26 protein-coding genes are annotated in these 25953 nt (G+C 45.5%); 21 read left to right on the top strand and 5 right to left on the bottom strand.

The features are described from left to right. Positions 1 to 9 precede the first annotated feature (9 nt). From EJ063_RS08535 to EJ063_RS08510, 6 genes are read left to right on the top strand one after another with little or no spacing between them, the layout of a single operon-like run. Positions 10 to 828, top strand: a complete 819-nt coding sequence (locus EJ063_RS08535) for an ABC transporter substrate-binding protein (RefSeq protein WP_126573850.1) — start codon at positions 10 to 12, stop codon at positions 826 to 828. A gap of 6 nt (positions 829 to 834) precedes the next feature. After that, positions 835 to 1533: an ABC transporter permease gene (locus tag EJ063_RS08530; RefSeq protein ID WP_126573849.1), complete on the top strand. Its 699-nt coding sequence runs from the start codon at positions 835 to 837 to the stop codon at positions 1531 to 1533. A 7-nt stretch (positions 1534 to 1540) separates the two neighbouring features. Then, a complete protein-coding gene (locus EJ063_RS08525) occupies positions 1541 to 2257 on the top strand; it encodes an energy-coupling factor ABC transporter ATP-binding protein (RefSeq protein WP_126573848.1) in 717 nt (238 codons plus the stop codon). Beyond that, on the top strand, positions 2235 to 2822 hold the full coding sequence (mobA, locus tag EJ063_RS08520) for a molybdenum cofactor guanylyltransferase MobA (RefSeq protein ID WP_126573847.1): 588 nt from the start codon (positions 2235 to 2237) through the stop codon (positions 2820 to 2822). The genes EJ063_RS08525 and mobA overlap by 23 nt, the downstream gene beginning before the upstream one ends. Further along, complete coding sequence (locus tag EJ063_RS08515; RefSeq protein WP_126573846.1) at positions 2819 to 4594, top strand: bifunctional molybdopterin-guanine dinucleotide biosynthesis adaptor protein MobB/molybdopterin molybdotransferase MoeA; 1776 nt, start codon at positions 2819 to 2821, stop codon at positions 4592 to 4594. The genes mobA and EJ063_RS08515 overlap by 4 nt, the downstream gene beginning before the upstream one ends. A gap of 56 nt (positions 4595 to 4650) precedes the next feature. Next, on the top strand, positions 4651 to 4917 hold the full coding sequence (locus tag EJ063_RS08510) for a DUF2960 family protein (RefSeq protein WP_126573845.1): 267 nt from the start codon (positions 4651 to 4653) through the stop codon (positions 4915 to 4917). A gap of 82 nt (positions 4918 to 4999) precedes the next feature. Here EJ063_RS08510 and nagK read toward each other — a convergent pair whose 3' ends face one another. Both nagK and EJ063_RS08500 read right to left on the bottom strand, forming a co-directional pair. Then, a complete protein-coding gene (gene nagK / locus EJ063_RS08505; RefSeq protein ID WP_126573844.1) occupies positions 5000 to 5908 on the bottom strand; it encodes an N-acetylglucosamine kinase in 909 nt (302 codons plus the stop codon). 160 nt (positions 5909 to 6068) lie between these two features. Beyond that, positions 6069 to 6809, bottom strand: coding sequence for a tRNA-uridine aminocarboxypropyltransferase (locus EJ063_RS08500; RefSeq protein ID WP_126573843.1), 741 nt, complete (start codon positions 6807 to 6809; stop codon positions 6069 to 6071). Between the two features lie 70 nt (positions 6810 to 6879). Here EJ063_RS08500 and EJ063_RS08495 point away from each other — a divergent pair, with 70 nt between their 5' ends. Beyond that, on the top strand, positions 6880 to 7671 hold the full coding sequence (locus EJ063_RS08495; protein ID WP_126573842.1) for a sterol desaturase family protein: 792 nt from the start codon (positions 6880 to 6882) through the stop codon (positions 7669 to 7671). Between the two features lie 156 nt (positions 7672 to 7827). Then, positions 7828 to 8352 carry an NlpC/P60 family protein gene (locus EJ063_RS08490; protein WP_126573841.1) on the top strand — a complete coding sequence of 175 codons (525 nt, stop codon included), beginning with the start codon at positions 7828 to 7830 and terminating at the stop codon, positions 8350 to 8352. 12 nt (positions 8353 to 8364) lie between these two features. Here EJ063_RS08490 and EJ063_RS08485 read toward each other — a convergent pair whose 3' ends face one another. After that, the gene (locus EJ063_RS08485) at positions 8365 to 8709 is read right to left on the bottom strand and encodes a DUF3802 family protein (RefSeq protein WP_126573840.1); all 345 of its coding nucleotides are present in this window, start codon (positions 8707 to 8709) and stop codon (positions 8365 to 8367) included. Between the two features lie 348 nt (positions 8710 to 9057). Here EJ063_RS08485 and EJ063_RS08480 point away from each other — a divergent pair, with 348 nt between their 5' ends. Both EJ063_RS08480 and EJ063_RS08475 read left to right on the top strand, forming a co-directional pair. Then, positions 9058 to 9924: a fructosamine kinase family protein gene (locus EJ063_RS08480; protein ID WP_126573839.1), complete on the top strand. Its 867-nt coding sequence runs from the start codon at positions 9058 to 9060 to the stop codon at positions 9922 to 9924. Between the two features lie 270 nt (positions 9925 to 10194). Then, positions 10195 to 10398, top strand: coding sequence for a CPXCG motif-containing cysteine-rich protein (locus EJ063_RS08475; protein WP_126573838.1), 204 nt, complete (start codon positions 10195 to 10197; stop codon positions 10396 to 10398). Positions 10399 to 10472: 74 nt separating this feature from the next. On the opposite strand, the gene EJ063_RS08470 is transcribed toward EJ063_RS08475, so the two are convergent. Next, positions 10473 to 11087 carry a riboflavin synthase subunit alpha gene (locus EJ063_RS08470; protein ID WP_126573837.1) on the bottom strand — a complete coding sequence of 205 codons (615 nt, stop codon included), beginning with the start codon at positions 11085 to 11087 and terminating at the stop codon, positions 10473 to 10475. Positions 11088 to 11223: 136 nt separating this feature from the next. Here EJ063_RS08470 and EJ063_RS08465 point away from each other — a divergent pair, with 136 nt between their 5' ends. Next, positions 11224 to 12594 carry an MATE family efflux transporter gene (locus tag EJ063_RS08465; protein ID WP_126573836.1) on the top strand — a complete coding sequence of 457 codons (1371 nt, stop codon included), beginning with the start codon at positions 11224 to 11226 and terminating at the stop codon, positions 12592 to 12594. Positions 12595 to 12655: 61 nt separating this feature from the next. Here the strand turns inward: EJ063_RS08465 and EJ063_RS08460 are convergent, their stop codons facing one another. Further along, positions 12656 to 13507: a DNA ligase gene (locus EJ063_RS08460; protein WP_126573835.1), complete on the bottom strand. Its 852-nt coding sequence runs from the start codon at positions 13505 to 13507 to the stop codon at positions 12656 to 12658. A 294-nt stretch (positions 13508 to 13801) separates the two neighbouring features. Here EJ063_RS08460 and EJ063_RS08455 point away from each other — a divergent pair, with 294 nt between their 5' ends. From EJ063_RS08455 to EJ063_RS08410, 10 genes are all read left to right on the top strand, one after another. Further along, the gene (locus EJ063_RS08455; protein ID WP_126573834.1) at positions 13802 to 14122 is read left to right on the top strand and encodes an STAS domain-containing protein; all 321 of its coding nucleotides are present in this window, start codon (positions 13802 to 13804) and stop codon (positions 14120 to 14122) included. Between the two features lie 35 nt (positions 14123 to 14157). After that, the gene (locus EJ063_RS08450; protein WP_126573833.1) at positions 14158 to 14997 is read left to right on the top strand and encodes an OmpA family protein; all 840 of its coding nucleotides are present in this window, start codon (positions 14158 to 14160) and stop codon (positions 14995 to 14997) included. Continuing rightward, positions 14984 to 17077: an SLBB domain-containing protein gene (locus EJ063_RS08445; protein ID WP_126573832.1), complete on the top strand. Its 2094-nt coding sequence runs from the start codon at positions 14984 to 14986 to the stop codon at positions 17075 to 17077. The genes EJ063_RS08450 and EJ063_RS08445 overlap by 14 nt, the downstream gene beginning before the upstream one ends. Next, positions 17077 to 17778, top strand: coding sequence for a P-loop NTPase family protein (locus tag EJ063_RS08440; RefSeq protein ID WP_126573831.1), 702 nt, complete (start codon positions 17077 to 17079; stop codon positions 17776 to 17778). Before EJ063_RS08445 ends, EJ063_RS08440 begins: the two co-directional genes overlap by 1 nt. A 13-nt stretch (positions 17779 to 17791) precedes the next feature. After that, positions 17792 to 18592 carry a phosphate/phosphite/phosphonate ABC transporter substrate-binding protein gene (locus EJ063_RS08435; RefSeq protein WP_126573830.1) on the top strand — a complete coding sequence of 267 codons (801 nt, stop codon included), beginning with the start codon at positions 17792 to 17794 and terminating at the stop codon, positions 18590 to 18592. Between the two features lie 13 nt (positions 18593 to 18605). After that, positions 18606 to 20915: an ATP-binding protein gene (locus EJ063_RS08430; protein WP_126573961.1), complete on the top strand. Its 2310-nt coding sequence runs from the start codon at positions 18606 to 18608 to the stop codon at positions 20913 to 20915. A 15-nt stretch (positions 20916 to 20930) separates the two neighbouring features. Further along, positions 20931 to 22388: a sigma-54-dependent transcriptional regulator gene (locus EJ063_RS08425; protein WP_126573829.1), complete on the top strand. Its 1458-nt coding sequence runs from the start codon at positions 20931 to 20933 to the stop codon at positions 22386 to 22388. Next, entirely contained in the window at positions 22369 to 23421 is a 1053-nt protein-coding gene (locus EJ063_RS08420; protein WP_126573828.1) for a glycosyltransferase family 4 protein, read from the top strand. Before EJ063_RS08425 ends, EJ063_RS08420 begins: the two co-directional genes overlap by 20 nt. Positions 23422 to 23558: 137 nt before the next feature. Beyond that, positions 23559 to 24764, top strand: a complete 1206-nt coding sequence (locus EJ063_RS08415; RefSeq protein ID WP_126573827.1) for a glycosyltransferase — start codon at positions 23559 to 23561, stop codon at positions 24762 to 24764. Then, complete coding sequence (locus EJ063_RS08410; RefSeq protein WP_126573826.1) at positions 24757 to 25944, top strand: glycosyltransferase family 4 protein; 1188 nt, start codon at positions 24757 to 24759, stop codon at positions 25942 to 25944. The genes EJ063_RS08415 and EJ063_RS08410 overlap by 8 nt, the downstream gene beginning before the upstream one ends. Positions 25945 to 25953: the final 9 nt, after the last annotated feature.

Genomic DNA, 25953 nt, shown 5'->3' with positions numbered 1-25953 from the left:
TATAACAATATGAAAGCTATCACTTTTACTTTAGCAACAGCGTCTTTGGCCCTAGTCAGTTACTCGGCTTCATCAGCGGGTGACAATCCTCATGTTCGCTTAGCAACCACAACCAGCACCTACCACTCAGGTCTATTGGATTACTTATTACCTCAATTCACTAAAGATACCGGTTATACGGTTGATGTTATTGCTGCCGGTACGGGTAAATCTCTCAAGATGGGTGAAAATGGCGATGTGGATTTGGTGATGACTCACGCACCAAAAGCTGAAGCGAACTTCGTTGAGAAAGGTTATGGCGTTCTTCCTAGAAAACTGATGTATAACGATTTTGTGATTGTTGGTCCACATTCAGATCCAGCAAAGATTGCTGAGCAAAAGAATGTTCCAGGCGTATTTAAGAGCATCGCGACCAATAACGTAACGTTCGTTTCTCGCGGCGATGACTCTGGTACACACAAAAAAGAGAAAGGCATTTGGGAACAGAGCCAAATTGAACCAAACTTTGGTGGTTACCGCAGTGTTGGTCAAGGCATGGGCCCAACGCTTAACATGGCCAACGAAATGCAAGGCTACACAATGACTGATCGTGGTACTTGGTTGGCCTACAACAATAAGCTTGATCTCGAGATCCTTTTCCAAGGCGACAAGCAGCTGTTTAACCCATATCAAGTGATCCTTGTAAATCCTGAGCGTTACCCAAGCATCAACTACCAAGGTGCGAAAGAGTTCAGTGATTGGTTGGTAACGCCTCGTGGCCAAAAACTGATTAACGAGTTCAAGTTAAACGGCAAACAACTGTTTGTTGCTAACGCGAACGAGAAATAACACCCTATGAGCCTATGGCAAACCACGCTTGATGCACTCAAGTTATTAGTGAGTTTTGACGCTGAACTGTGGGAGATCGTTGCGGTCTCCTTTAGCGTTTCTTTGTCTGCGATTTCAATTGTGTTGCTTCCTGCAATCCTGTTGTCGTTTGTACTCGCCTACACCAATTTTAGGGGCAAATGGCTGCTGCTTTCTTTGGTGAATACGCTTCAAGCCATTCCTACCGTTGTGATTGGCTTACTGCTATACATGATGCTGTCACGCTCTGGTCCCCTAGGCGACTGGCAAATGTTGTTCACCCAACAAGCCATGATTGTCGGGCAAATGCTCATAGGCTTCCCTGTTCTCGTTTCAATGATGCACGGCGCTTTACAATCAAGCGATCGCCGTGCGGTTGAAACCTCGATCACCTTAGGTGCATCGATCCCTCGTATTGTTGCGACTATGATTTGGGAAACGCGTTTTCCTCTTCTTGCTGCAGCCATTGCCGCTTTCTCGCGCATTGTGACTGAAGTCGGTTGTTCAACCATGGTTGGCGGCAATATTATGGGGATCACACGAAACATCCCTACTGCCATTGCAATGGAAAGTCATAAAGGCGCTTTCGCTCAAGGTGTGGCACTTGGTATCGTGCTATTGACCCTCGCTCTGGTTTTGAATTTCATGCTAACCAGCATGCGTGGCAAAGGCTATTTAAGGAGTTAGGTGCTGTATGACGATAAAAATAACCGCGCAGCAACTTTCAATGCGTTTCAAAGATCGTGTTCTATTCCATATTCCGACTTTGTCTATCGGCCCAAATGATGCCATTTATCTCAAGGGCGATAATGGCGTTGGTAAAACCACGTTATTGAAGATATTGTCTGGATTAGTCAAACCCACCACGGGCAAGGTTGAAGCCCCTAACGATACTTGGCTGCATAAGCTATTCCCTCGTACAGGCCGAAAAGACGTTATTTATCTGCATCAGTCTCCTTATCTATTTGATGGCAGTGTGTACGAAAACGTTGTTTATGGTATTCGTTATCACAGAGAAGAAGCAAAAGATAAGCGAGCTCAAGTTATCAATGCATTACGCATGGTAGGGTTAGAGACATTAGCGGATGAACATATTTCGGTTCTATCAGGCGGTGAGAAGCAACGCGTTGCTATGGCAAGAGCATGGATCTTAAGACCATCAATCCTATTAATGGATGAGCCAAGTGCTTCTCTTGATCAAGAATCTATCGAACGTTTGGTGGTGATGGCTCAAGACTTACTCGACCGAGGGTCCAGTTTAGTCATTACCAGTCACCAACAGAACGCTCTAACCGAACTATGCCGTAAACAATGGTGGATAAAAGAGGCAACTTTGATAGAGTCTCCTCTGCTACAAGTAATTTCAGATAAAGAGTTAAATAAACCATATGCTTCTTCCAAAGCAAACTAGCTGGGTAATTCTAGCTGGTGGGCAAGCAAGCCGAATGGGCGGCCAAGATAAAGGGCTCGTCCAACTCAATAATAAGCCACTCATCGAGCATGTTATTGAACGCCTTTCTTCACAAACTGATCGCATCTTAGTCAATGCAAATAGAAACATTGCGACCTATGAGAAATACGGTGTCGTATTTAGCGATCAGTTCCAAAACTTTCCTGGACCAATGGGCGGCATTCACGCCGGTCTCTGTCACGCTGATACCGAATGGGTAGGTTTTGTGCCATGTGATAGCCCGCAGATCAATATGGATCTGGTTGAGCGATTTTGCCAAGCCGTGAATGAAGAGAGTGAAATCTTAGTGGCCCACGATGGTGACCATCAACAGCCTGTTTTCACCCTTTACCGCAAGCGTGTGTTAGATCGCTTAACCGCATTTTTAGAACGTGGCGATAGAAAGATCATCTTGCTCTACAATGAATGTCACACACAATACGTTGACTTTAGTGACTCTCCGCAATGTTTTGTCAATTTGAATACGCCAGACGAATTGGCCCATTTTGGTACCATTAATTCATGAACATCCAATTACCTATTCCGATCTTAGGCTTTGCTGCGTACTCAGGCACAGGCAAAACAACGCTTCTTGAGGCCCTACTTCCTAAACTGACCAATGCTGGGTTACGTATTGGTATGTTGAAACATGCCCATCATAACTTCGACGTCGATAAAGAAGGCAAAGACAGCTACCGTTTAAGAAAAGCGGGCGCCTCTCAAATGCTGATCTCTTCTCGTAATCGTTATGCATTAATGACGGAAACCCCAGAGTCAGAATCTGAATTCGACTATCTGCTCACCCGCTTTGACACTGATAAGCTTGATATCATTTTGGTAGAGGGCTGTAAGAACATCGCCTTCCCAAAAATCGAGCTTCATCGTGAAGTCGTGGGTAAACCTTGGTTGTATCCGAGTGACAACAACATCATCGCTATTGCCGCTGACAGTAACGTGACCGATTCTTCATTGCCGCAAATGAACATCAATGACCTTGATGCCATCGCACAGTTTGTTATCGATTATGCGCAGCAGAACAATCAGCCAAAAGCTCAAAAGAGTGAAGGCGCTTGTTGCGATACACTTTCCCCTGCTTTCCTATCTGTCACACAAGGGCAAGAAAAAATCTTGTCTCTCGTTGCACCAGTACAAGAAGTGGAAGGCTGCTCTATCGCTGATACGGTAGGTCGCGTGCTCGCGAATGACGTTTCTTCACCTGTGAATGTGCCTCAGTACACCAATTCAGCAATGGATGGGTACGCTATCCGAGGTGAAGACGCAGAATTGAGCGACTTTGACGTTGTCGCAGAAGTCTTAGCTGGCCACGCTTACGATAAGCCATTAGAAAAAGGCCAAGCGGTTAAAATCATGACTGGCGCGCCAACGCCTGAAAATGCTGATACCGTTATCATGCGCGAGCAAGCACAACAAGAAGGTGACAAGGTCACGTTTAATGCAAGCATTAAGGTCGGCCAAAACGTTCGCCAAGCGGGTGAAGATCTCGCGAAAGGAAGCGCTGTCTTCGAAAAGGGCCAACGTTTTGCTTCACCAGAAATGGGCATGATAGCGTCACTTGGTTTCGGTCAGTGTGAGGTATTTCGTAAGCTAAAAGTCGCCATCTTTTCTACTGGTGATGAAGTCCAAGCTCCAGGAAGCGAACAGCAAGAAAACGCGATCTATGATTCCAATCGCTTCACCATTATGGGCATGCTCAACAATCTAGGTTGTGAGATTCTCGACTTCGGCATTATTGAAGACAATGAAGCACTCATGATTGAAGCGCTGGAGAACGCCTCCCAGCAAGCAGACGTGGTTATTACTTCTGGCGGCGTTTCGGTTGGTGATGCCGACTACATTAAGTTAGCACTGGATAAGTTAGGTCAAATTGATTTCTGGCGCATCAACATGCGTCCGGGGCGCCCTCTTGCTTTCGGTCAAATCAACAATAAGCCTTTCTTTGGTCTTCCGGGTAACCCCGTTGCAGTTATGGTGTCATTCATTAATTTCGTTGAGCCCGCACTGCGTAAGATGCAAGGTGAAGTGAATTGGCAGCCGCTTAAAGTGAATGCCATTGCGACGGAAGATCTGCGCTCTCGCCAAGGACGCACTGAATTTAGCCGCGGTATCTACGAATTAGACGCACGCGGTCAACTGACGGTTCGTACGACAGGAAAGCAAGGCTCAGGTATTTTACGCTCTATGAGTGAAGCAAACTGTTTGATTGAGGTTTCTCCCGCTGTAGATACGGTTAAAACCGGAGAAAGCGTGACAATCATCCCACTTCAAGGCAGAATCTAGCCCATCAACTCAGGCCAGCGCTGCTGGCCTTTTGTTTTATCGATTTGGAAACACTCATGGCTCGTACAATCCTGTATACCTACAAAGAAGAAGAGAAAACACTGACGTTCTCTTACCAACAACACCGTAATATTCATGAAGCCGTCGCAGAAGCGGAAGGTATTGATATCTCTGAGTATCTAAAAATGGAACAGCAGATCGAAGCGATCTCTGATACAAAATCAATGCGCAATTATCGCGACAATCACTTCAGAAAGCTTGGTTTTGGTCGCATTACGCTGGCACAGAAAGAAAACCTCGGCGTTGGTAAAAAGAAGCAATAGCCTTGCGCTTAAGCATAAAAAAGAGCTTGCCGTGGCAAGCTCTTTTTTGTTATTCATTCACCCTAGTTAAAGGGAGCATTCATTACTTAATGTTTAGGAATGCTGCGCCGCGAACACCGCCTGAATCGCCGTGCTTCGCCTTAATGATCTTTGGACATTTCGCTACTGACAGTAGGTATTTAGGAATACGTTTTGGCATCTCTTCGTAGATAAGTTCGAAGTTTGATAAACCACCGCCCAATGCCACCACATGAGGGTCATTACCAGTAAAGATGTTAGCAAAACAGATTGCGAGTAGCTCCATGAAACGTTCAACGTGCTCAACCGCTTTCTCTTCGCCTTGCTCATGAGCTTTGATGATCTCGATCGCTTTCTTTTCTTCGCCAAAGTAATGGGCGTAAAGCAGCTCAAAGCCACGGCCCGATAGATAACTATCAAGACAGCCCTTCTTACCACAGCCACAGCCAAGAAGCGGTGCGTTGTCACCAAGGTGGAACCATGCGTCAATGGGTAGTCGCATGTGGCCTAACTCGCCTGCTACGTTATTTCGACCGCCAAACACAGCGCCATCATAGATAAGGCCGCCACCGAAACCAGTACCTAGAATTAAGCCCATCACTGAAGGTTCGCCTTGAAGCTCATCATCCCACGCTTCTGACAGCGCAAAACAGTTCGCGTCATTTTCAATTTTTACGCTACGGCCAATTTTTGCTTCTAAATCAGCACGCAATGTTTTGCCTTTCGCCGCAGGAACGTTAACGGTGAGTACCGTTGCGTCATCTGCATCTTCCATTCCCGGAAGACCTAGGCCAATTTTGCCTTCACAACCAAACTCTTGGTCGTATTTATTGACTAATCCTGCAATGGTATCAACCAATTGTCCGTAATCTTCGGTTGGGGTTGGCACACGTTCCGTTGCTACCCTTTCCAACTTTTCGTTAAACGCACCGAACTCGATCTTAGTGCCACCAACGTCAAAGCCGTAGTACATTGTTTCTCTCCCAGAACAAACTTATAAAAATATGAATTAGGGCATTATCCATATTGATAGGCCTGCAAACTGTGATTTAGCACCGATTTAGCCTGTAGGTCGCCTTAACTGAACAGTCTCTGTCCAACCAAAGCCTATTTATTAGAGCCGTTTCTCTTTTTTAATCGACTTGATGATTCGGTTTCTGCGCTAGGTATCGCTGTAGCGCTGGTCTTGTCTCATCTGGTTTATGCCTTGTCTTGCTGTTCATGTAAGATTCGCGAAAGACACCAAACCAATCAGCCAGTACATTTGAAGCATGTTCACGACCTAATGCTTTTAGGACCAAAATCGCTACTTCTGCCGTTGCTAAATGTTGCTCATTGTCAGAGCGGCGCATCATGTACTTAGACACTTCACTCGGATTGATCGACATAACCGGCAAGCCATCAAGATAAGGGGACTTTTTAAAGATACGCCTTGCTTCACGCCAGCTGCCATCAAGGAAAATCATCAATGGTTTTTTGTCAGAGTTCAAGGGCTGCGTTTCACTAAACAGCAAACGCTCTTTCTGCTCAACGTACTCGTCAGGGAAAACAACGATTGGTTGATATTGAGGATCAGCAAGCACATCCAACATCTCTTGGGCGGGTTCTGTTCGGCTCCATTGATACGCATAGCCTTCTTGTACAGTATCAAGTATTAGTCGCCCAGTATTGCTCGGCTTAAACACTTCGTTTTCAGACAAGATCAGCATCACTGCCACATCGCTTTTGATGTCAGGCTGATGTTCGCACAAGCAGTCTTTCTGCGACACTTGGCAATATTGGCAACGAACAACTTTGCTGCCCCGTGCATTAAATGGTTTGGTCGATTGGGCTAAACGCTGTTGATATAAATGATGAAAGGCGTGGATTCTCATGGAGTATCGTAGATAATGAACAGGGAGAGCAAGTTTACTCACTCAACGTGGAGTTGCAAGGACTAGAACCATGTATGACCCAGATTCAATTCGACTGTTTTTTTTCATCCTAGTGCTGTGCTTATGCGGCCTTTGGGAGTGGCGGGCTCCTCGCAAATTACTCACTCAAAGTAAGTGGTATCGCTGGATGAACAATCTGGGCCTGATTGCATTCAATTCTTTGTGTTTGACCTTGTTGATGCCGCTATTGGCTTATCAAGCTGCAGTTTGGGCGCAATCGAATCAGTTTGGCTTGTTTAACCTGGTCGCAGACTTACCTATTATTCCAGTGACGATCATCAGCATCATCGTGATGGACTTGGCAATATACGTGCAGCATCTTATCTTCCATCATGTTCCCCTACTTTGGCGTCTGCACAGAATGCATCACGCTGACCAAGATATTGATGTCACGACCGGCACTCGCTTTCATCCAATAGAAATTTTGCTCTCGATGTGGATTAAGATAACGTTGATTGTATTACTTGGCATTCCTCCTATCGCCGTGGTGATCTTCGAGATCATCCTAAACGCCAGTGCGATGTTTAATCACAGCAACGCCTATTTACCTCTCAAATTGGACCGGCTCCTGCGAAAACTCATCGTGACGCCTGACATGCACCGAGTGCATCATTCCGTGATCACCAAAGAAACTCACTCTAATTTTGGATTTTTTCTCTCGGTTTGGGACCTAAGGTTCGGTACTTATCGTGACCAACCTGAACTTGGCCATAATGACGTTAAAATCGGCATCCCTCTTTTCCAATCTAGCCAAGAACAGCGCATCGATAAAATGCTTACTCAGCCGTTTAGGAACGAATAAACCTTAAGACAATAGACAAGTGTAAGTTGTCAGTTTACTCTGATTAGCGTCCGCATTTGCTCAGTTTGAGTAGGAAACTAAGGAATCGTAGTGACACCTTTAAAAAAGGTTTTTAGAGTGTCACTTTGTTCGATCAAGGAAGGGAGTAATTTGGCAATGAGCATCATCAAAAACAGGCATTTTCAGCTTGGTCTCTTGTCTTCCCTTCTTATTGGTTGCAGTAGCTCATCTCAGCACGACTTTAACCAACCGACTCCTAACGTCATTCACTCTGAACATCAAATTGCACAACAAAAAGTCACTAAATCTTCATTGCTCGATATTTATCAAGTTTGGAAGGGGGCACCTTATCGCCTAGGTGGAACAACGCTTGGTGGTGTCGACTGTTCTGCCTTTGTTCAAACGGCTTATAAGGATGGTTTAGGGCTGACTCTGCCTAGAACCACGCTGGCTCAGGTAGAAATTGGAAAAGAGATTGAGTATTCGGAAGCAATGATCGGTGATTTGGTGTTTTTCAAAACTGCGCCAAACACCCGCCATGTTGGTGTTTATCTTGGCAATAAACAGTTTATGCACGCATCGACATCAAAAGGTGTGATTATCTCTCGATTAGATAATCCATACTGGGCATCAAAGTATTGGCACTTTAGGCGAGTAAATTACTCGCCCACATCATTGTAACGGTTGAATCGATCAGTCGTACTTCGCAACGGCTGAATCAAATAGGTTTTTCAGTAGTGCTATGTACTCATCGAGAAATGAAATCTGTTCGTTTGTTGCAGGTTTAGCCCAAACACCAGCAAGCACCTCTCCAAGATCTTCAACCACAGAATCGGCTTCTTTCAATAGCTGAAAACGAACGCTAGAGTGCAACTCAGGGTTTTGTTCAAAGATCGACATAATATTACTAGCGACCATATCGGTTACAACATCTTCTACACTTTCAGAACCCGTGTCACCATCATCCGAAGCGAAAACATCAAGGTTAAAAGCTAAGTGTTCAATAAGCGCTAAATAGCCATCGGTTTCTACAACCACTGTTTATCTCCATTCTACAAACTCGGCGAGTTCGGCTTTTAGTAATAGTAAGCTATATCAGTAAGGATACACAACCAAAGCCCATTTATCTGCTGATAATTCCCACAACATCGCCAACTTACCGTACAAAAGAGTGTATGAAGAAACTGTTAGCATCAGATTTTGAACAAGTATCACAAAAGTTGACCACGGTTCGCTCCTAGCTAGAGCTGAAAATGATGAGAATCACAGTTTCGTCATTGTAAGCTGCAATATCTCTAAATGGTTGAATTTTTTGCACTATGAATCAGAATTCATTCAATCCTTCATCTACACTATAACAATATCGAACTGGGTGTGGGATAAGTTATGTGGCAAGCCATCTCTAAGCAATTATCAGAAACTCTATTGTTCTCTTATAACATAAACGAAAAAGTTAAGGTTCATGGCGGTGACATTAACGATTGTTATATGATCTCTGACGGTGAGCAGCGCTATTTTGTTAAAACGAATCGACGCGAGTTTTTGCCTAAATTTGATATCGAAGCGGAAAGTATTCGGCTTCTCCACGAAACCCGTACCGTTTTTGTTCCGGAGCTCATCCTAACCGGGAAATCAAAAGAACACTCTTTCATTGTGCTCAACTATATCCCCACTAAACCCCTCGATGACAGCAAACACAGTTACCAATTTGGGCAGCAGCTAGCGCGACTGCATCAATGGGGAGAACAGAAAGAATACGGGTTTGACAGCGACAACTACATCGGAACGACACTTCAACCCAATAAGTGGGAGAGAAAATGGGCACGATTTTTCGCTGAGCAACGTATCGGTTGGCAGCTTCAACTGTTGAAAGAAAAAGGCATCGACCTCGTCAACATTAACGATTTCACTCAGTTGATTCAAAGTCGATTGGCGAACCATCAACCAAAACCAGCCCTACTTCATGGTGACCTATGGCATGGTAATGTGGCGAATTCTGTCTTTGGTCCTATTTGCTATGATCCTGCGTGTTACTGGGGAGACCGCGAATGCGATATTGCCATGACTGAGTTGTTTGAAGGGTTCCAGCCTGAATTCTATCAAGGCTATGAAAGCATTCTTCCGCTTGATCTTGCTTATGGTGAGCGCAAAGACATTTACAACCTTTATCATTTGCTCAACCACTATAACCAGTTTGGTGGTCACTACTTAGAACAATCAGAGATCTTGATTAAGCGCATCCTATCTTACTAATCAACCGCTTAGACCTAGAATTACAACATTTGTCAAACCCTGCCCAGCTTTTTGGTGACATCACTATCGCTGGGTTTTTGTTTTCATTATCTAGGTCAACTTTCATACTTAATTCATGACTAATACTAACTTCTCAGCATATTATTACAGTGTCTAAAGGGAGACTTTCGTAAGTCAATTAGGCACTGTTTTCGAACATATTTAGCTCAGACAGTAGTGAGCCCATACTGCAGATGTTGGACTAGATATAATGATGTAAGGAAAAGAGTTATGCGAAATTACACTGAAAAAATGGTCTCATGCCCTCATTGTGGGCATAGCATTGGTATTACATTGGATGCATCAAATGGTGATCAGAACTTTTATGATGATTGTCCAGCCTGCTGTAACGCTATCCACTTAACCATGACGGTTAACGAGCAAATGGACAGTATTGAACTGCTCGTCGATGCCGATGACGAGCAGATTTTCTAACTCTTCAGTGAAGCTCGTCGCTCAGATCTGACAAATTCTTGGTCGGTAGCAGGCTTACACTTGCTACCGACTTTTTAGATCATCGCTTTTTGTGCAAGCACACGTTCAACCGTATCAACAATGGCCTGCGTTTGCGGATCAAATTCAACGTTGATCTTATCGCCTACTTGACGCTCACCAAACAGGGTACGTTGCAATGTTTCTGGAATAAGGTGAACGCTAAAACGGTTGCCTTCAACTTCACCAATGGTCAGTGAACATCCGTCTAAACCGATATAACCTTTTGCGAGTACATACTTGATCTTCTCTGCTGGGACTTCGAACCAAATCGTGCGGTTATTCGGAGTGTCGATAACTTCAGTGACTTCACCAACTAAACTGATGTGGCCAGACATAGAGTGCCCACCAATTTCATCGCCAAACTTTGCAGCACGCTCTATGTTGACTCGAGAGCCCGGCTCTAATTCACCAAGGTTGGTTAATGACAGGGTTGCCTGCATTAAATCAAAATCAACCAGCTCACCAGAGATCTTTGTAACGGTAAGGCAGCATCCGTTATGCGCGACCGATGCCCCAATGTCCAAGCCCTGGCTTAAAGCACCTGGAAGTTTCAAAGTGTGTGTCTGAAATTTGTCTCGCTTATCAATCGACACGATTTCAGCCATGCCCTGAACGATTCCTGTAAACATACGATAATTCCATTAGTTTTAAGCAGTTTTTATTGGTGCTTAGTGTGACATTTCTTTATCATCGCACACAATAATTTTCTGGTGTTCAATCTAGAAACTACCCTCCGTTCTATCACTATTTTTTGGAGTGCTCTCTTTGCATCGTTATAAAGAAGAAGCCAATACACTACTCAAACTCGCGACTCCGGTACTGATCGCCTCTATCGCACAAACCGGTATGGGTTTTGTCGATACCGTCATGGCTGGCGGCGTCAGTGCGACCGACATGGCTGCAGTCTCTATTGCTGCGAGTATTTGGTTACCATCCATTCTGTTTGGTGTTGGTCTTCTAATGGCCCTTGTGCCTGTTGTTGCTCAACTTAACGGCTCTGGCCGTCAAAACAAAATTCCTTTTGAGATTCAGCAAGGCATCACCATGGCATTGCTTATCTCAATCCCTATTGGCGCAGTTTTACTCCAAACCAAGACGATTTTGAACTTGATGGATGTCGAAGCGTTAATGGGGCAAAAAACCATCGGCTATATGCATGCTGTGATTTACGCTGTTCCTGCATTTTTGCTTTTCCAAGCCCTACGCAGCTTAACGGACGGTATGTCACTGACGAAACCGGCAATGGTGATTGGTTTTATTGGTCTATTACTGAATATTCCGCTTAACTGGATCTTCGTTTACGGTAAGTTTGGTGCACCAGAATTGGGTGGTGTGGGTTGTGGCGTCGCAACAGCCATCGTTTACTGGGTGATGTTCCTAATGCTGCTGTTCTATGTGTTAACATCAAAGCGCCTAGCGAAGATCAACCTGTTTGGTCAGTTTCATGCCCCTGAACTGAAAGCGTTAACTCGTTTATTTAAACTGGGTTTTCCGGTTGCAGCGGCGATGTTCTTTGAAGTAACACTGTTCGCGGTTGTTGCCTTACTTGTTGCACCATTAGGATCGCTCGTTGTGGCTGCGCACCAAGTGGCCATTAACTTCTCATCATTGGTCTTTATGATTCCAATGAGTATCGGTGCTGCCACCAGTATTCGTGTTGGCCACCGACTCGGTGAAGAACGCGTTGAAGCCGCTGCTATCGCGTCACGTGTTGGTCTCTTTGTTGCGGTATGTGCCGCTTCTCTGACGGCCTTGTTAACCGTGCTGTTTAAAGAGCAGATTGCCCTGCTGTATACGGACAACAGAGCCGTTATTGAATTGGCTCTTCAACTTCTTTTACTGGCGGCCATTTATCAAATTACCGATGCTGTTCAAGTGGTTGCCGCTGGCGCGCTGCGTGGTTACAAAGATATGGCAGCGATCTTCAATCGTACCTTTATCGCTTACTGGGTACTTGGCCTTCCTCTGGGTTACATCTTAGCGATGACAGATTGGATTGTAGAACCAATGGGCGCACAAGGATTCTGGCTAGGCTTTATCATCGGCCTATCATCTGCGGCGATTATGCTCGGCATGCGTTTACGTTGGATGCATAAACAGAGTGATGAGATGCAATTGAAGCTCGCGTCTAAATAAATACCGCATAAACCAATAAAGGGCCTAAATTAGGCCCTTTACTTTTATTCTATCGATTATTTTATTGAACGCGTTCGCGTAGATATCTTGCAAACTTTGGCACTCCGTTACTGGTATAGCCGTTATAACGGAATGTTATTGTCGTACCCAGTTCAGGAGGCTCTCTGCGAAGATCGTCACTCAACCCACTGCCGATATAAAACTGAAGCCCGGAATCTAACTGAACAAGCAGAGCCCCAAGCATGCCTTTGTATTTCCCGTTCCCGACTTTATAGCCAATCACCACCGCTTCGGCATCTTGGTGTTTCTTTAGCTTAAGTAAATCACTGCTTCGGCCTGCTTGATATCGACTGGTGATTTTTCTCAGCATCAGCCCTTCACCCGCTCGACCATCAACGTTATTCAGATATTCAAACAGTTCATCGTGGGATTGTATTGGGGAATGCTCAACATATTTTATGTGGTCGATTTTCAAAGAGTGCACTAGGTGGACCAAACCAAAATAGCGTTTTTGGTAGTCCCCAGCAGAATGAGGCATATCAAATAACATGAAATCAATCTTTTTCCACGCTTGGTCGTTAGGCTGACTATCAAGCACAGTTTGTTGAACCAAGTGGAAATTGCCTCGCCCAGCCCACAGCTCTCCTTCCACGGGAAAATTCGGTAACGGGTCGGTAAACCAAGTAGGCGCAATAATCGGATTACCATTGCGCGTCGTTAGGTGTTGCCCATCCCAAATAGCTCGAATGCCGTCAAGCTTTTCACTCTTCCAATAGTCTGAAACCTCTACGTCACTATCAAAGCTGGTCGCTAACACAACGGGCATAAAATGCTCAACTTTCTCAACCTGAGAAGCCATTGCTGAGGTGGATAACATAAGCGCCACGGTAAGCGCAGATAAGCGTAGTTCCATATCGGTTACTCAATAAAACATCTGCTGCTATTTACTGATCATTTAGTTATCTCCGCAAGGCGATCGATAACAACCTCCGATACATATCTAATCGTTCATTTGCTTACAAAATTATTAGTTACATACGTTTAGCTGACCAAAATCCTGTGACTTAGGCTGAATGTCAAATTGAGAAATTGAGTTTTTCAAATTGAGAAACCCGCACAACGAACACATAAGCATCTGAATTTTAACAACTTAAAATCTGGCATGCTATCTGCTCTAGTTAATACAACCCAACAAGGAGATAGCATTATGGAACTACGTAAAATTCAAGCAAACGAAACGATCACTACCCTAATCATCAACGGTAATTTAGACGCTGACGGTAGCCGATTCGCACAACCTCATATTGATGAAATCATCGCAGACGAAACCAATCGTGATATCGAAATTGATTTCAGCCAAGTGCAGTTCCTTGATTCTTCAGGTGTCGGCGCGTTGGTTTACTTATACAAACGTTTGATCGAGCGTCAACGCAATATGCGTATCGAAAACGTATCAGGTCAGCCGCTAGAGATCATGAATCTTCTACGTATTGATCAAGCAATTCCCGTTAATTCTCATACTCACTAATAACAATAATAAAAACACTAACAAAGGACGTTGGCATGAGCACTCATATTACACACATAGCCCTAATTGCGGCTGCCATAAGCTTAAGTGGCTGTAGTAGTTATCCTGAAGAAGGCCGTGGAGGGATTGGAGAGCAGTACATTCAATCTTCTTTCACTCCAGTGATGCCTGATGAACCACTCGGCCCAGAGCATGGATTACGATTCGACTGGCAACTTGCCAAGTTACAACTGGACACTCTAATCCGTGAAGGCGCTCGTTGGTGTTTCCCTGCCGCTGTGGTTCAAGCATTAGAAAAACAGAACCGTATAGCACGAGAACTAGAGGCAGGCCTATTACTTGATGCCGCTAACGACATTGTCATTCAACGCAAACGTCTTAATGAATTAGAACTACAACTGGACTATGTCACCTCTCAAGCCAAATGTGCACCACCAGCGAATGAATATTCATTCCAACAACATCTGGCCATCATTGATACCCTTTACAACTTGCTCAATGTCGACAATCAATTTGCCTTTAACTCGACCGAAATCAATCCAAAGTACATGGGCCATTTGGCTGAAGCTTCAAACCTATTAAAACAACACACCTCACTGCACTTAACCGTCACCGGCCATGCAGATTCAGTGGGTGATATGTCATACAACCAAGAACTCGCCATGGGACGCGCCCAACAAGTTAAGCGTTACCTAACCATTTTTGGCCTTTCTCCACAACGTATTGAAACCAAGTCTGTTGGTGAGTCTCTGCCACTGTATGAAGGCGATACCGATGGTGTACGTCTTACCAACCGCCGCGTAAGCATTGAAGTTATTGATACTCAAGAAGGCGAAGAAGTGCGTTTACAAGGAGGCTACCATGAAATGGACTAACCTACTGGCTATGGCCCTACTATCACTCACGCTTACCGCTGTTGAAGCAAGTGAAGAACGCGTTCAAATCGGTGACCTTGTTCAAGTCAATCTACCAGGAGAGTCAACACTCAACAAAGGCTTTCAAGTCGATAAACGCGGTCGAATCACCCTCCCTGAAGTGGGCGCACTCTACGTCGCTGGTTACACGGAAAGCCAGCTAGAAAACGCCGTGAAAGAGTCATTAGAAAAAGTCTACCGTGACCTCTCTTCGGCCTCAATTTACATTGCAGAACAGCAAATCTTAGTGTCGGTACAAGGTTACGTTAACTCTCCGGGTGAATACACCTTAGCGAAAACCGCAGACATTCAAATAGCGCTTCATGAAGCAGGTGGTTTAAGAGCCGGCGCTCAACTGAACAACCTGTTTATCAAACGTGGCAAGGACAAAATCACTTTCAATTACAAAACGTTTTTGGATACGGGTAATGAAGCCCTACTGCCAACGTTAGAATCACTCGATACTATTTTTGTTCCTGCGTCACCATTAGTGGGCAATATCGAACAAGAGTTTGACGCGAATAAGCTTGCCAACGCAGGTGACAGTGCCGATGGTCGCACAGCCATTAAAGTCTTTGGCGAAGTAAACGCACCCGGTTCGTTCAGCTTTAAGCAAAACACTGACCTTGTGGATGTCATAATGCGCGCCGGTGGTGTAACTCGTTATGCCTCTGTCGAGCAAATCCGCGTCATTTCCAATAACACGCCTAAACTATTTAACCTAAAAGCGTACTTGGACAGCGGTGATGTATCAATGCTGCCGACCCTAACGCCGGGCACAACCATCTTCGTTCCAAAGCAAGAAGAAGAGATCAAAGCCGGTGCCAATGTGGTTTACATCATGGGTGAAGTGGCCCATCCAGGCGCTTACGAAGGCAAGAACAACGCCTCATTTATGGATATTTTGGCTAATGCCGGTGGCCCAACTCGTTATGCTGAGTCTCGCCAAATCCGAGTCATTAAAGCCGATGGTCGAGTGGTTAAATTTGACCTGACGGCATTTACTGAAGGGTTAACACGCCGTAGCCCACCGTCAATTTCTCCGGGTGATGCTATTTTTGTTCCTGAAAAGACCGACATGAATGAAAAGTCATGGCTAAAAATCTCACCAAACCGTGCAGTTAGTGTGATCGGGGAAGTGGTTCGCCCGGGCCGCGTTGAGTGGTCTGACGAAATGGATATGATGGATCTCCTCGCTCACGTTGGCGGCCCGACCCTAAGAGCCGACACATCTAAAATAGAAGTTGTCACACAAAACAACCAGCTGCATATCTTTAACTTGGATGAGTTTATTCTCAATGGCGCACAACCGAATGAACTCCCAGTTATTTCGGCAGGTTCTATCATTCGCGTGCACGATCTTCCGCAAGATCCTTCTGATAATAAATCACAATGGGTACGTCAAAGCTCTGATGCGTCTATCTATGTGTTTGGGCAAGTGAATGCACCCGGTCGCTACCGTTTTACTAAAGACATGCACTTCCTTGATATTCTTTCGGCGGCAGATGGCCCAACAAAAGACGCCGACATTCACAACATTCGCATCACTCACCGCGATAAGAGCTACTCGAAAGTCAGCAAATTGAATCTATCACTGTACTTTGAAACGGGTGACGAAAGTTTACTGCCGAATGTAACCATGGGCGACACCATCTACATTCCGGAAAAAGACAAAATCTGGCTCGATCGCTCAAAAGAATCCACCGTTCGCGTGCTAGGTGCAGTCAACAACCCAGGTCGCTATGTCTTCGATGACAACATGACGATCCTTGACCTATTGGCAGAAGCCGGCGGCCCATCCGAACGAGCGTACTTAGAAAAAATCTCAATCGTGAATATGTCATGCTGCCAAGAGCAAGCAAGAACCTTTGATTTGATTGATTTCAGCAAAACCGCAAACCTATACAAACTGCCTATCCTCCGCTCTGGTGACACGATTTACGTTCCGGATAGAAGCGAAAGCTTTATGGAGAAAGCACGAGTAGGTCTTGAAGATATCCTTCGTCTAACAACCACCATTGTCTTAATAGGAGCGCTGTAATGATTATTCCTGCGACCCACACCGAAGTGGAACAGATTTATCTAGCGGCAGAAATGCAAGGCTGCCGCTCAGTGTGCGTAACCTCATGCCAACCTGGTGACGGCGTCACGTCTATTGTGACTGCGTTAGCCGAGCGTTACCTGTTTTCTGGCTACAAAACCTTGTTGGTTGACCTCAATACCTTCCACCCAGCGTTTGAAGGTGTCGAAGTAATGCCTATCGAGCAATCGGATGAACACGTTGGAACATTGATTTCTCATTCACATACGCATCAACTGTTCACCGGTTTGACCATCCCAAATACCCAAGCCGCGATATTGCCGTTCAAAGATCCAACTCACCTCTCTTCTGCCGTGAACCACTGGTTAAAAGAGTATGACCGTGTGATCTTTGATACCACCCCTATCCTGCACATCAACCGTGGCAGTATTCCAGCGCAGGTCGTTGCGAGTGCGTGTGACCAAACCATCATGGTGATTATGGGGGGCAGTACCTCTACGAGTCAGTTAGAAAAAGCGATGAACCTACTCGATAACAAGTCTATTTCTCTACTGGGCTCCATACTTAACCTCAAGCAACAAGCTTCACTCGGCCAAGAGCTGGTCCGCGAGCTCAATCGCTTTAAATTCATCCCCCAATCATGGCGTAAACGCCTTGGCGACAGAATCCTCGCCAATGATTTTCTCGCCCAAACCGCTTAGAGGAGATATTCCCATGAAGAAGTTCATCGCTGCATCTTTACTGCTAATCTCTTTGCCAAGTATGTCCACAGAGACACTGACTTTCGGTATTGTTCCCCAACAATCCGCCAGTCGGTTGGCTCAACACTGGGGGCCATTAATGGAGTACCTTTCTGAGGAAACTCAACTCAACATTGAGTTCAGTACCGCGGCGGATATTCCTACGTTCGAACGTCGCTTAGCGAATGGGGAATACGACCTCGCCTATATGAATCCTTATCACTACACCGTCTTCAGTCAAAAGTCCGGTTATCAAGCACTCGCAAAAGCGAAAAACAAACAAATCAAGGGGATACTGGTCACTCAAAAAGGCCGAAAATCAAATGACTTACAGCAGTTTGATGGCGAGACTCTGGCCTTCCCCTCGCCTGCAGCCTTCGCCGCGACACTGCTTACGCAAAGTGACTTGAATCTTGCCGGTGTGACGTACCAAGCCAACTACGTTTCTTCCCACGATTCTGTTTACCTTGCTGTTGCCAAGGGCCTTTACCCAGCCGGTGGTGGCGTTATGCGCACGTTTAACGCGATTCCCCAATCACTTCGCGACCAACTCGAACCGGTTTGGGTGACTCAACCCTATACCCCTCATGCCATCGCTTACCATTCCAATATTGAACCATCTAAACGACAGCCCATTTTAGAGGCATTAGAGCGATTGGATTCAACCGAAGAAGGGCAAGTGATTCTTGAACGGCTAAAAATTCGCGGCTTCATCCAAGCACAAGATAGTGACTGGGATGATGTACGACAACTCAATATTCAAGTATTGAAGTAGCGAGGAACCGATGATGACTTTACGTACCAAAACGATTTTAGGCATTGCATTTATAGAGATTGTCGTCTTGGCAGTGTTAGTCGTGAGCGCAATGGATTTCATGTCGACCTCAAACGAGAAACAGCTGATCCAAAGAGCCAATTCTAGCGCAACTATGTTTGCTCATGCCGCTAAAGACGCGGTGATATCAACTGACCTTGCAACACTCGATGACTTAGTTAATGAGTTCATGACATTAGAAGATGTCGCTTACGTTCGTATTCTGCGCGACGGCAATGAACTCGCCTGCGCCGGCGATAAAGCCTTACTTGAACGAGCTATGCAGAACGATGAGTCATTAGGCTCAGTGGATGATGGCATCTTCGATTCAAGAACACCGATAGAGGTTGGCGGTAAGCCTTATGCGTACGTGGATATCGGGTTTGAAACTGCCCCAATCAAAATGATGCTGCAAGACGCTAAGAAAGCGATTGTCGGCATCGCCAGTCTAGAAGTCGTTTTGGTCGCTTTCTTTTCCTTTGTCTTAGGCACTTACCTCACTCGTGGCCTATCACGCCTGACCTCTGCCGTGCATCGGGTGCGAGAACGAGGACCTGGTTACCAAATTCAGCACCATAGTAAAGATGAACTCGGCGAAGCCACACGCGCTTTTGATGATATGTCAGCTAAGCTAGAGCAGAATTACCAAGATCTCATGTCGGCCAGAGAAGGCGCCGAGCAAGCTTGTAATTCAAAGAGCCGATTCTTGGCCTCCATGTCTCATGAGATTCGTACACCAATGAATGGCGTACTTGGGATCCTTAACATTCTTGAAGAGACCAATCTCTCGAAAGAGCAACAAAAGCTTGTTACCACTGCGACTGAATCCGGCCATTTCTTGTTGTCTGTCATCAACGATATTCTTGATTTCACTCGTATGGAATCCAATACCCTGATTTTGGAACATAAAACGTTTGATTTTCGCCATTGTGTAGAGAGTGTCGCCGATTCGTTTACCCCAACGGCTGAAAGCCAAAACCTGATTTTGCACTGCTACATTGAAGGTGACGTTCCAAGCAAAGTGTGTGGGGATGAAAACCGAATCAAGCAAATCTTGCTTAACATCATCGGTAACGCCATGAAGTTTACCCACGAAGGCAGTATCACAGTCAAAGTCTCCGCAGAGCGAAAAGACGAGAACAAAGTACAGATCCATTGCCAAGTTCAAGACACAGGCATAGGTATCAATGACCAAGCACTTCGTTATCTCTTTGATGAATTTACCATGGTCGATCAAACCTATTCGCGAACCAAAGAAGGATCTGGCCTTGGGCTCGCGATCTGCCGCCGCTTGTGTAATTTGATGGACGGTGAAGTCACCGTGGAAAGTCAACCTGATGTGGGTAGCACATTCACTTTTGACATCACACTCGAGATGAGTGACGAGTTGATCTCTTCACCTATTGCTGTTCATCGCCAAGATCTGATCAATCACAATGTGCGTGTCCTTGTAGCTGAAGATAACCGAGCCAATCAACTGGTCATTAGAGAAATGTTTAAACGACTCGGAGTCGATATAGACATTGCAGAGAACGGCTTAGAAGCCGTCGAGATGTCGACACAATATCAATATGACATCATCTTTATGGACATTTCTATGCCACAAATGGATGGTATGCAAGCGTGTCAAAAGATTCGTCAATTTGAACAAGGCCAAAGTAACCAAACCACCATCATCGCCCTCACCGCCCATTCCTTAGCCGGTGATAAAGAGAAGTTTCTAGAATCGGGGATGGATGATTATCTTTCAAAACCCATTCGTCTTTCTCAACTGGTTGAAAAAATTAATCTATTCTTAACTGAAGAGCAGAACACTGCGTCAGTTCAAAAATCAGACCCTCTGCGTTTGAAAGAGCAACATGATGCACATATAACTAAAGTTACCCCACAGCATAATGAAAACAAGGAAACGTTGGATTTGGAACTCGTTGATGAAATCATTATTAAACAGGTTATCGAGGACACCTCCGCCGAAGTTCTCCCTATTCTTATCGACCATTACATCGAAGAGTCTGAGACAAGGCTGACCAAAATATACCAAGCGATGGCAGCCGCCGACAAAGATGTGCTCGAATTTGAATCGCACACACTGGGGAGCTCCGCATTGGCCTTGGGTAATCGTACCCTCTCTAATTTGGCGCGAAAAATCGAGCACCTTTGCCTTGATGGTCAACATGAACGAGCATTTACTTATAAAGGTGAACTCGAACAAATCGCCGTTGCTTCAATTGAGGCAATAAAAGAGCGAAAACAACAAGGGTTCAACGAACCAACAGCCAATTAAGTTAGGAAATCAGGAATGAAACCAAAAGTCTTATTAATCGAAGATTCCACCTCGCTGGCTATTTTATACAAACAATACGTCAAAGATGAGCCGTATGACCTTTTCCACGTAGAGACAGGTAAAGAGGCGATGGCGTTTATTGAGCGAAATGTGCCTCAGCTGGTGATTTTGGATCTTAAATTGCCAGATATGGATGGCGAAGACATTTTAGATTGGATCAATGAACGTCAGATCCCAACTTCTGTTGTGGTCGCCACGGCTCATGGCTCGGTGGATGTCGCCGTAAGCTTACTTCAGAAAGGCGCTAAGGACTTTCTCGAAAAGCCCATCAATGCTGATCGCTTGAAAACCTCCATCACCCTTCATCTCCAGCAAGTGAAGTTAGCCAACTTGGTTGACGACATCGAAAACAAATTTGACCGCAATCGGTTTCACGGCTTCATCGGTTCTAGCCTTTCCATGCAAGGTGTCTATAAGATCATTGATTCTGTCGCGCCAACCACAGCCAGTGTGTTTGTCATTGGTGAAAGCGGTACCGGTAAAGAAGTGTGCGCCGAAGCCATACACAAAGAAAGTAAACGCAAAGACAAGCCTTTCATCGCCATTAACTGTGGCGCGATTCCAAAAGATCTCATGGAAAGTGAGATCTTTGGTCATGTGAAAGGAGCGTTCACCGGTGCGACTGCGGATAGAAAAGGCGCCGCCACTATGGCCCATGGCGGTACCCTGTTTCTCGATGAACTTTGTGAAATGGAACTGGAGATGCAAAAGAAACTGCTGCGCTTTTTGCAAACCGGGACCTTTACCCCACTGGGTGCCACTAGAGAGTCTAAAGTCGATGTTAGAATCATTTGTGCGACCAACCGAGATCCACTTCAAGAAGTCGAAGAAGGCCGATTCAGAGAAGACCTCTACTACCGCGTACATGTTGTTCCCGTCGATATGCCAGCTCTGCGTGAGCGGGGTAACGACATCATTACCCTCGCCAATCATTTCCTAAAACTTTACGCCAAAGAAGATGGCAAAAAATTCAGAGCCGTTCATCGAGACGCGGAGTCGACCCTCAAGCATTACAAATGGCCGGGTAACGTTCGACAGTTACAAAATATTATCCGCAACATTGTGGTGCTTAATGATGATACCCATTTAAGGCTGTCTCACCTGCCAGCACAGTTTACTGCGAAGCAATCACCAAGTAAGGTCGCCTCAGTGGTCGCTCCTGCACAAGTCGCTGTCGCAGTCGCGCCATCAACACCAACAGTGCATGACTTTGAACCAACCACTTCTTCGGCTGAAAGAGGCCCAGTTACGATTAGACCAATGTGGCAGATCGAACGCGAAACCATTCAGCAAGCGATCGACTTCTGCGAGGGTAACGTGCTCAATGCTGCGGTTCTGCTAGAGCTTAGCCCTTCTACTGTTTATCGTAAAAAACAAGCATGGGAAGCTGAGGATGAACAGCAGCTCATCTAACGCGGTATGGCTGATCATAGATAGCCTCACATTTGGTGGCATTGAAACTCACTTGCTTGAGCTCGCAAAAGGGCTCAAGCAATTTAAAACGCCCGTCAAAGTTTGGATTTTACGCCAATATTCTGAACCGCCTTTATTACTCTCCAAACTGCAATCCGCCAATATTGACGTTGACTACTTACAAACATCAAAGCGTCATTACTTGCCCACTCTCATTAGCAAGATACGCCAGTACTCTCCTGCTGTTGTTCATGCTCATGGGTATAAAGCGAGCCTGGCTTGCAAACTCGCCAGAGTGATCACTGGTATTCGTCAGGTATCAACTTACCACGCCGGTGAAACGCCATCTGGTCGAGTCTGGCTCTATGATTGCCTCGATCGATACAGCGCATTTGTCTCCTCAGCTTCAATTGCAGTCAGTGATAAAATCGCGAACAAGTTGCCTGTCGCTTCACAGTCATTCAATAATTTTATCGATAGTAATGGTTTAGCCAACAGCAAGGGGAACGAAATCGCATTTGTTGGGCGTTTGAGCCATGAAAAAGCGCCTGATCGTTTTGTTGAATTAGCGCGGCTTAATCAGGAGTTGAATTTTCACATCTACGGTGATGGCCCGATGTCTTCGACCCTGCGGTCATCGGCTCCAACTAACCTCTCTTTTCATGGTCATCAAACGAATATGGACAAGGTTTGGCAGAATGTGGGTATTTTGATCATCTGTTCTCGTTATGAGGGCCTTCCGATGACAGCGATTGAAGCAATGGCGCGCGGCATCATCGTCATCTCACTTGATGTCGGAAATCTGCCAAAACTCATCCGTCATGGCCAAAATGGTTACATGACTCATTCCATGACCGCTTTAAGTGACGCATTGAATCAATATCTTGCATCTGATGTTCGACACCGAACTGAACTTAAGGCCCAAGCCGTTCACGCGGTCAACAGTGCGTTTTCTGTCAGCGCTGTTATCCCGCAATTACTCGCGCTTTACTTTCCACACTCGTGTCATTCTGATTATCAAATTGAGAAATAGATTTCCCACCCCCGGAAGAAACCCAACAAAACCTCTACAAAACAAAGCTTTAGTTTAGATTCAATATCTGGCACTCAGTTTGCTCTAATCACCTTATCTCCGCAATATTAATGCAATGTCAACGAGAGGGACTGGGTATGGCAAAGAAGATTTTATACGTACACTTTGGTGACAACTGGATTCGTGGTAGCGAAAAATGTTTACTCGATCAAGTGCGCTTTGTTCGCGAACATGGCTACCAAGCATTTGTCTGGACCAATAGCGAAGCACTAACCCATGAACTCGATAAGATGTATGTGCCTCACCAGCTTTCAGGGTTTCCAATGTTACTCGGTTGGCAAAAGCCCCGTTTTGACGTTTCTGCTTGGTTTGGCCTCTTTACAATGGCACGCGACCTTATCGAACAACGAAATATCGATATTGTTCACATCAATAGTGCGGCGCCTTGTCAGTGGGTGATTGCAGCCGCTCGAAGTAAACAAGTCCCCGCGGTTACTCAGTTACATTGTCACTACCCTGCCCGTGAGCGCCTGACGACAGGTGTCCATCTATCTCAACACATCATTACCGTAAGTCATCATGTTGCTGAGTCACTGCTTCAAGATGGTTATCCCATCGAACAACTGTCTACCATTCACAACGGCATTGATGTCGAGGCCCTTTCTGCGCAGAAAACCGTAAACGTAAAAAAAGAGCTAGAGATCGATGACGATGCCTTTGTTTTTGCCACCGTAGGCTCATTGATCAAACGTAAAGGCGTCGACCGTATTCTCACTGCTTTGCGTCACTTAGTGTTGGAGTACCCAAACGTTCGCTTGGTGGTGATCGGTGATGGTCCTGAGAAACATGAGCTAGAACTGCAAGCCGAATGCTTACACCTCGCTGACCGTGTTCACTTTGTCGGTGAGCAGAAAAACGTTTTAGGTTGGCTAAAGGGGTGTGATGGGTTTGTCAGTGGTGCTCGCAGCGAAGCGTTTGGACTAGTCGTTGCCGAAGCCGCATTGGCGAAGTTACCGATTGTCGCACCTTTTGAAGGCGGCATTCCGGAGTTTATTCAACATGGTAAAACAGGGGTGATTTACCCGAACCACAATGTTGCCCCTTTAGAAAAAGCGATGCGTATCGTGGTCGCAAACCCAACCGCATGTAACAAAATGGCCCAACGTGCCCACCAGCATATTCTGACGCATCACTCTGTTGAGCAGGCTGGCCAGAAGATTCTTGGCGTATATCGCGCTTTACTGCAACGTCCTGCGATTGAAAAGCGTTCTCTGTTTCACACATTTTCGCCAATCAAATCTTACCTTTCAAATCGCTTTATGACGGGAGAGCAACATGGCTAAAATCAATAAAACGCTCGTATTTGATCCTATTCCGTTTAAAGGTGGGTCAAAAATCGCCACCAGTGATGCGTTAACCTGTAGTAGTACGCAGCTGCATCAATTTGTTGTCCTCAGCGTGACACCTGACTATTGGGAATCAACCGATTTCTACGCCAAGCACGACGTCAGTGTTATCCGTTTGTTTCACTCTGGTTGGTTGATCAAGCACCATAACGGTCCCCTTTACTGGCTAAATCAATTGACGCTGCTGGTACAACTCTTCTTTGTGCTTTGCTTACAGGGCAAAATCACCAAAATAGTGGGAGCATCTGGCCCTGGCATCGACATGCCTCTCTATCTTGCCAAACGCCTGTTCTCTTTTGAGCTCATTCAAATGATCCATGGTAACGTTGGCTGTTCTCGTTCAATCGGTTACTGCTTAACCAATGCCGATTCGGTGTTCTATTTGCCGTCAGCGAGACCAAGCATGAAAACAGCACTCATTACCTATTTAAGCAGTCTAAACAACATTGCCGACACTGAGCACATCGCAGAGTGTTACCTTAAATCAGCCAACTACCAATCGTTTGTGAACGGGATTCCTGAGCACCGCTGGCCGACACAGAGCGAGCAGAGTTTGCCGATCTTTTTCTGGTCTGCGTCTCTACTCAAATGGAAAGGTCTCGATCTGTTTATTCAAGCCGCGCGAATTGCCTCAACCTTTAAGCCGTTGGCAATGAATATCTGTTTTATTCGACCTAAACAGACGTGCTTACCTATCTCTGAAGCACCGATTAACCTTAATCGACATACGCAGTGGTACGACGATCCAAGCAACCTCGATGAGATACGCGCCAATTCAAATATCTTTGTTTCTACCAGTGTTAATGAGCCGTTCGGGCTGTCGATTCTTGAAGCATTGGCGGCTGGCATGTGTGTCATCCTTCCTCAAGATGGCGCGTTTTGGGACCAACAGCTGGAACACAACGTTAACTGCATCAAATATCAGCCTAACGATCCTGAGTCTCTTTCCAATGCGTTACTGTTGGCTGCTCATGATCCCCTTTTATGCCAACTTTGTCAGACACATGCATTAGATATTGCCAAACAGTTTAAAGCGGAATATCGCTATATGAAGTTTGCTCAATGTTTGAATGGCGCTGGAGTGACACATTTGGTGAGTAGTCTCGACCACTCCTAATTGGCGGAA

Origin of the sequence: Vibrio aquaticus (genome assembly GCF_003970385.1) — a bacterium.
GTDB lineage: Bacteria > Pseudomonadota > Gammaproteobacteria > Enterobacterales > Vibrionaceae > Vibrio > Vibrio aquaticus.
The sequence above is the reverse complement of the archived record's forward strand: the minus strand, read 5'-3'. Positions and strand labels throughout refer to the sequence as shown.

Coding starts and splice junctions, on each gene's coding strand:
- EJ063_RS08535 (WP_126573850.1), top strand. CDS start 10: ATGAAAGCTATCACTTTTACTTTAGCAACAGCGTCTTTGGCCCTAGTC.
- EJ063_RS08530 (WP_126573849.1), top strand. CDS start 835: ATGAGCCTATGGCAAACCACGCTTGATGCACTCAAGTTATTAGTGAGT.
- EJ063_RS08525 (WP_126573848.1), top strand. CDS start 1,541: ATGACGATAAAAATAACCGCGCAGCAACTTTCAATGCGTTTCAAAGAT.
- mobA (WP_126573847.1), top strand. CDS start 2,235: ATGCTTCTTCCAAAGCAAACTAGCTGGGTAATTCTAGCTGGTGGGCAA.
- EJ063_RS08515 (WP_126573846.1), top strand. CDS start 2,819: ATGAACATCCAATTACCTATTCCGATCTTAGGCTTTGCTGCGTACTCA.
- EJ063_RS08510 (WP_126573845.1), top strand. CDS start 4,651: ATGGCTCGTACAATCCTGTATACCTACAAAGAAGAAGAGAAAACACTG.
- nagK (WP_126573844.1), bottom strand. CDS start 5,908: ATGTACTACGGCTTTGACGTTGGTGGCACTAAGATCGAGTTCGGTGCG.
- EJ063_RS08500 (WP_126573843.1), bottom strand. CDS start 6,809: ATGAGAATCCACGCCTTTCATCATTTATATCAACAGCGTTTAGCCCAA.
- EJ063_RS08495 (WP_126573842.1), top strand. CDS start 6,880: ATGTATGACCCAGATTCAATTCGACTGTTTTTTTTCATCCTAGTGCTG.
- EJ063_RS08490 (WP_126573841.1), top strand. CDS start 7,828: ATGAGCATCATCAAAAACAGGCATTTTCAGCTTGGTCTCTTGTCTTCC.
- EJ063_RS08480 (WP_126573839.1), top strand. CDS start 9,058: ATGTGGCAAGCCATCTCTAAGCAATTATCAGAAACTCTATTGTTCTCT.
- EJ063_RS08475 (WP_126573838.1), top strand. CDS start 10,195: ATGCGAAATTACACTGAAAAAATGGTCTCATGCCCTCATTGTGGGCAT.
- EJ063_RS08470 (WP_126573837.1), bottom strand. CDS start 11,087: ATGTTTACAGGAATCGTTCAGGGCATGGCTGAAATCGTGTCGATTGAT.
- EJ063_RS08460 (WP_126573835.1), bottom strand. CDS start 13,507: ATGGAACTACGCTTATCTGCGCTTACCGTGGCGCTTATGTTATCCACC.
- EJ063_RS08455 (WP_126573834.1), top strand. CDS start 13,802: ATGGAACTACGTAAAATTCAAGCAAACGAAACGATCACTACCCTAATC.
- EJ063_RS08450 (WP_126573833.1), top strand. CDS start 14,158: ATGAGCACTCATATTACACACATAGCCCTAATTGCGGCTGCCATAAGC.
- EJ063_RS08445 (WP_126573832.1), top strand. CDS start 14,984: ATGAAATGGACTAACCTACTGGCTATGGCCCTACTATCACTCACGCTT.
- EJ063_RS08440 (WP_126573831.1), top strand. CDS start 17,077: ATGATTATTCCTGCGACCCACACCGAAGTGGAACAGATTTATCTAGCG.
- EJ063_RS08435 (WP_126573830.1), top strand. CDS start 17,792: ATGAAGAAGTTCATCGCTGCATCTTTACTGCTAATCTCTTTGCCAAGT.
- EJ063_RS08430 (WP_126573961.1), top strand. CDS start 18,606: ATGACTTTACGTACCAAAACGATTTTAGGCATTGCATTTATAGAGATT.
- EJ063_RS08425 (WP_126573829.1), top strand. CDS start 20,931: ATGAAACCAAAAGTCTTATTAATCGAAGATTCCACCTCGCTGGCTATT.
- EJ063_RS08420 (WP_126573828.1), top strand. CDS start 22,369: ATGAACAGCAGCTCATCTAACGCGGTATGGCTGATCATAGATAGCCTC.
- EJ063_RS08415 (WP_126573827.1), top strand. CDS start 23,559: ATGGCAAAGAAGATTTTATACGTACACTTTGGTGACAACTGGATTCGT.
- EJ063_RS08410 (WP_126573826.1), top strand. CDS start 24,757: ATGGCTAAAATCAATAAAACGCTCGTATTTGATCCTATTCCGTTTAAA.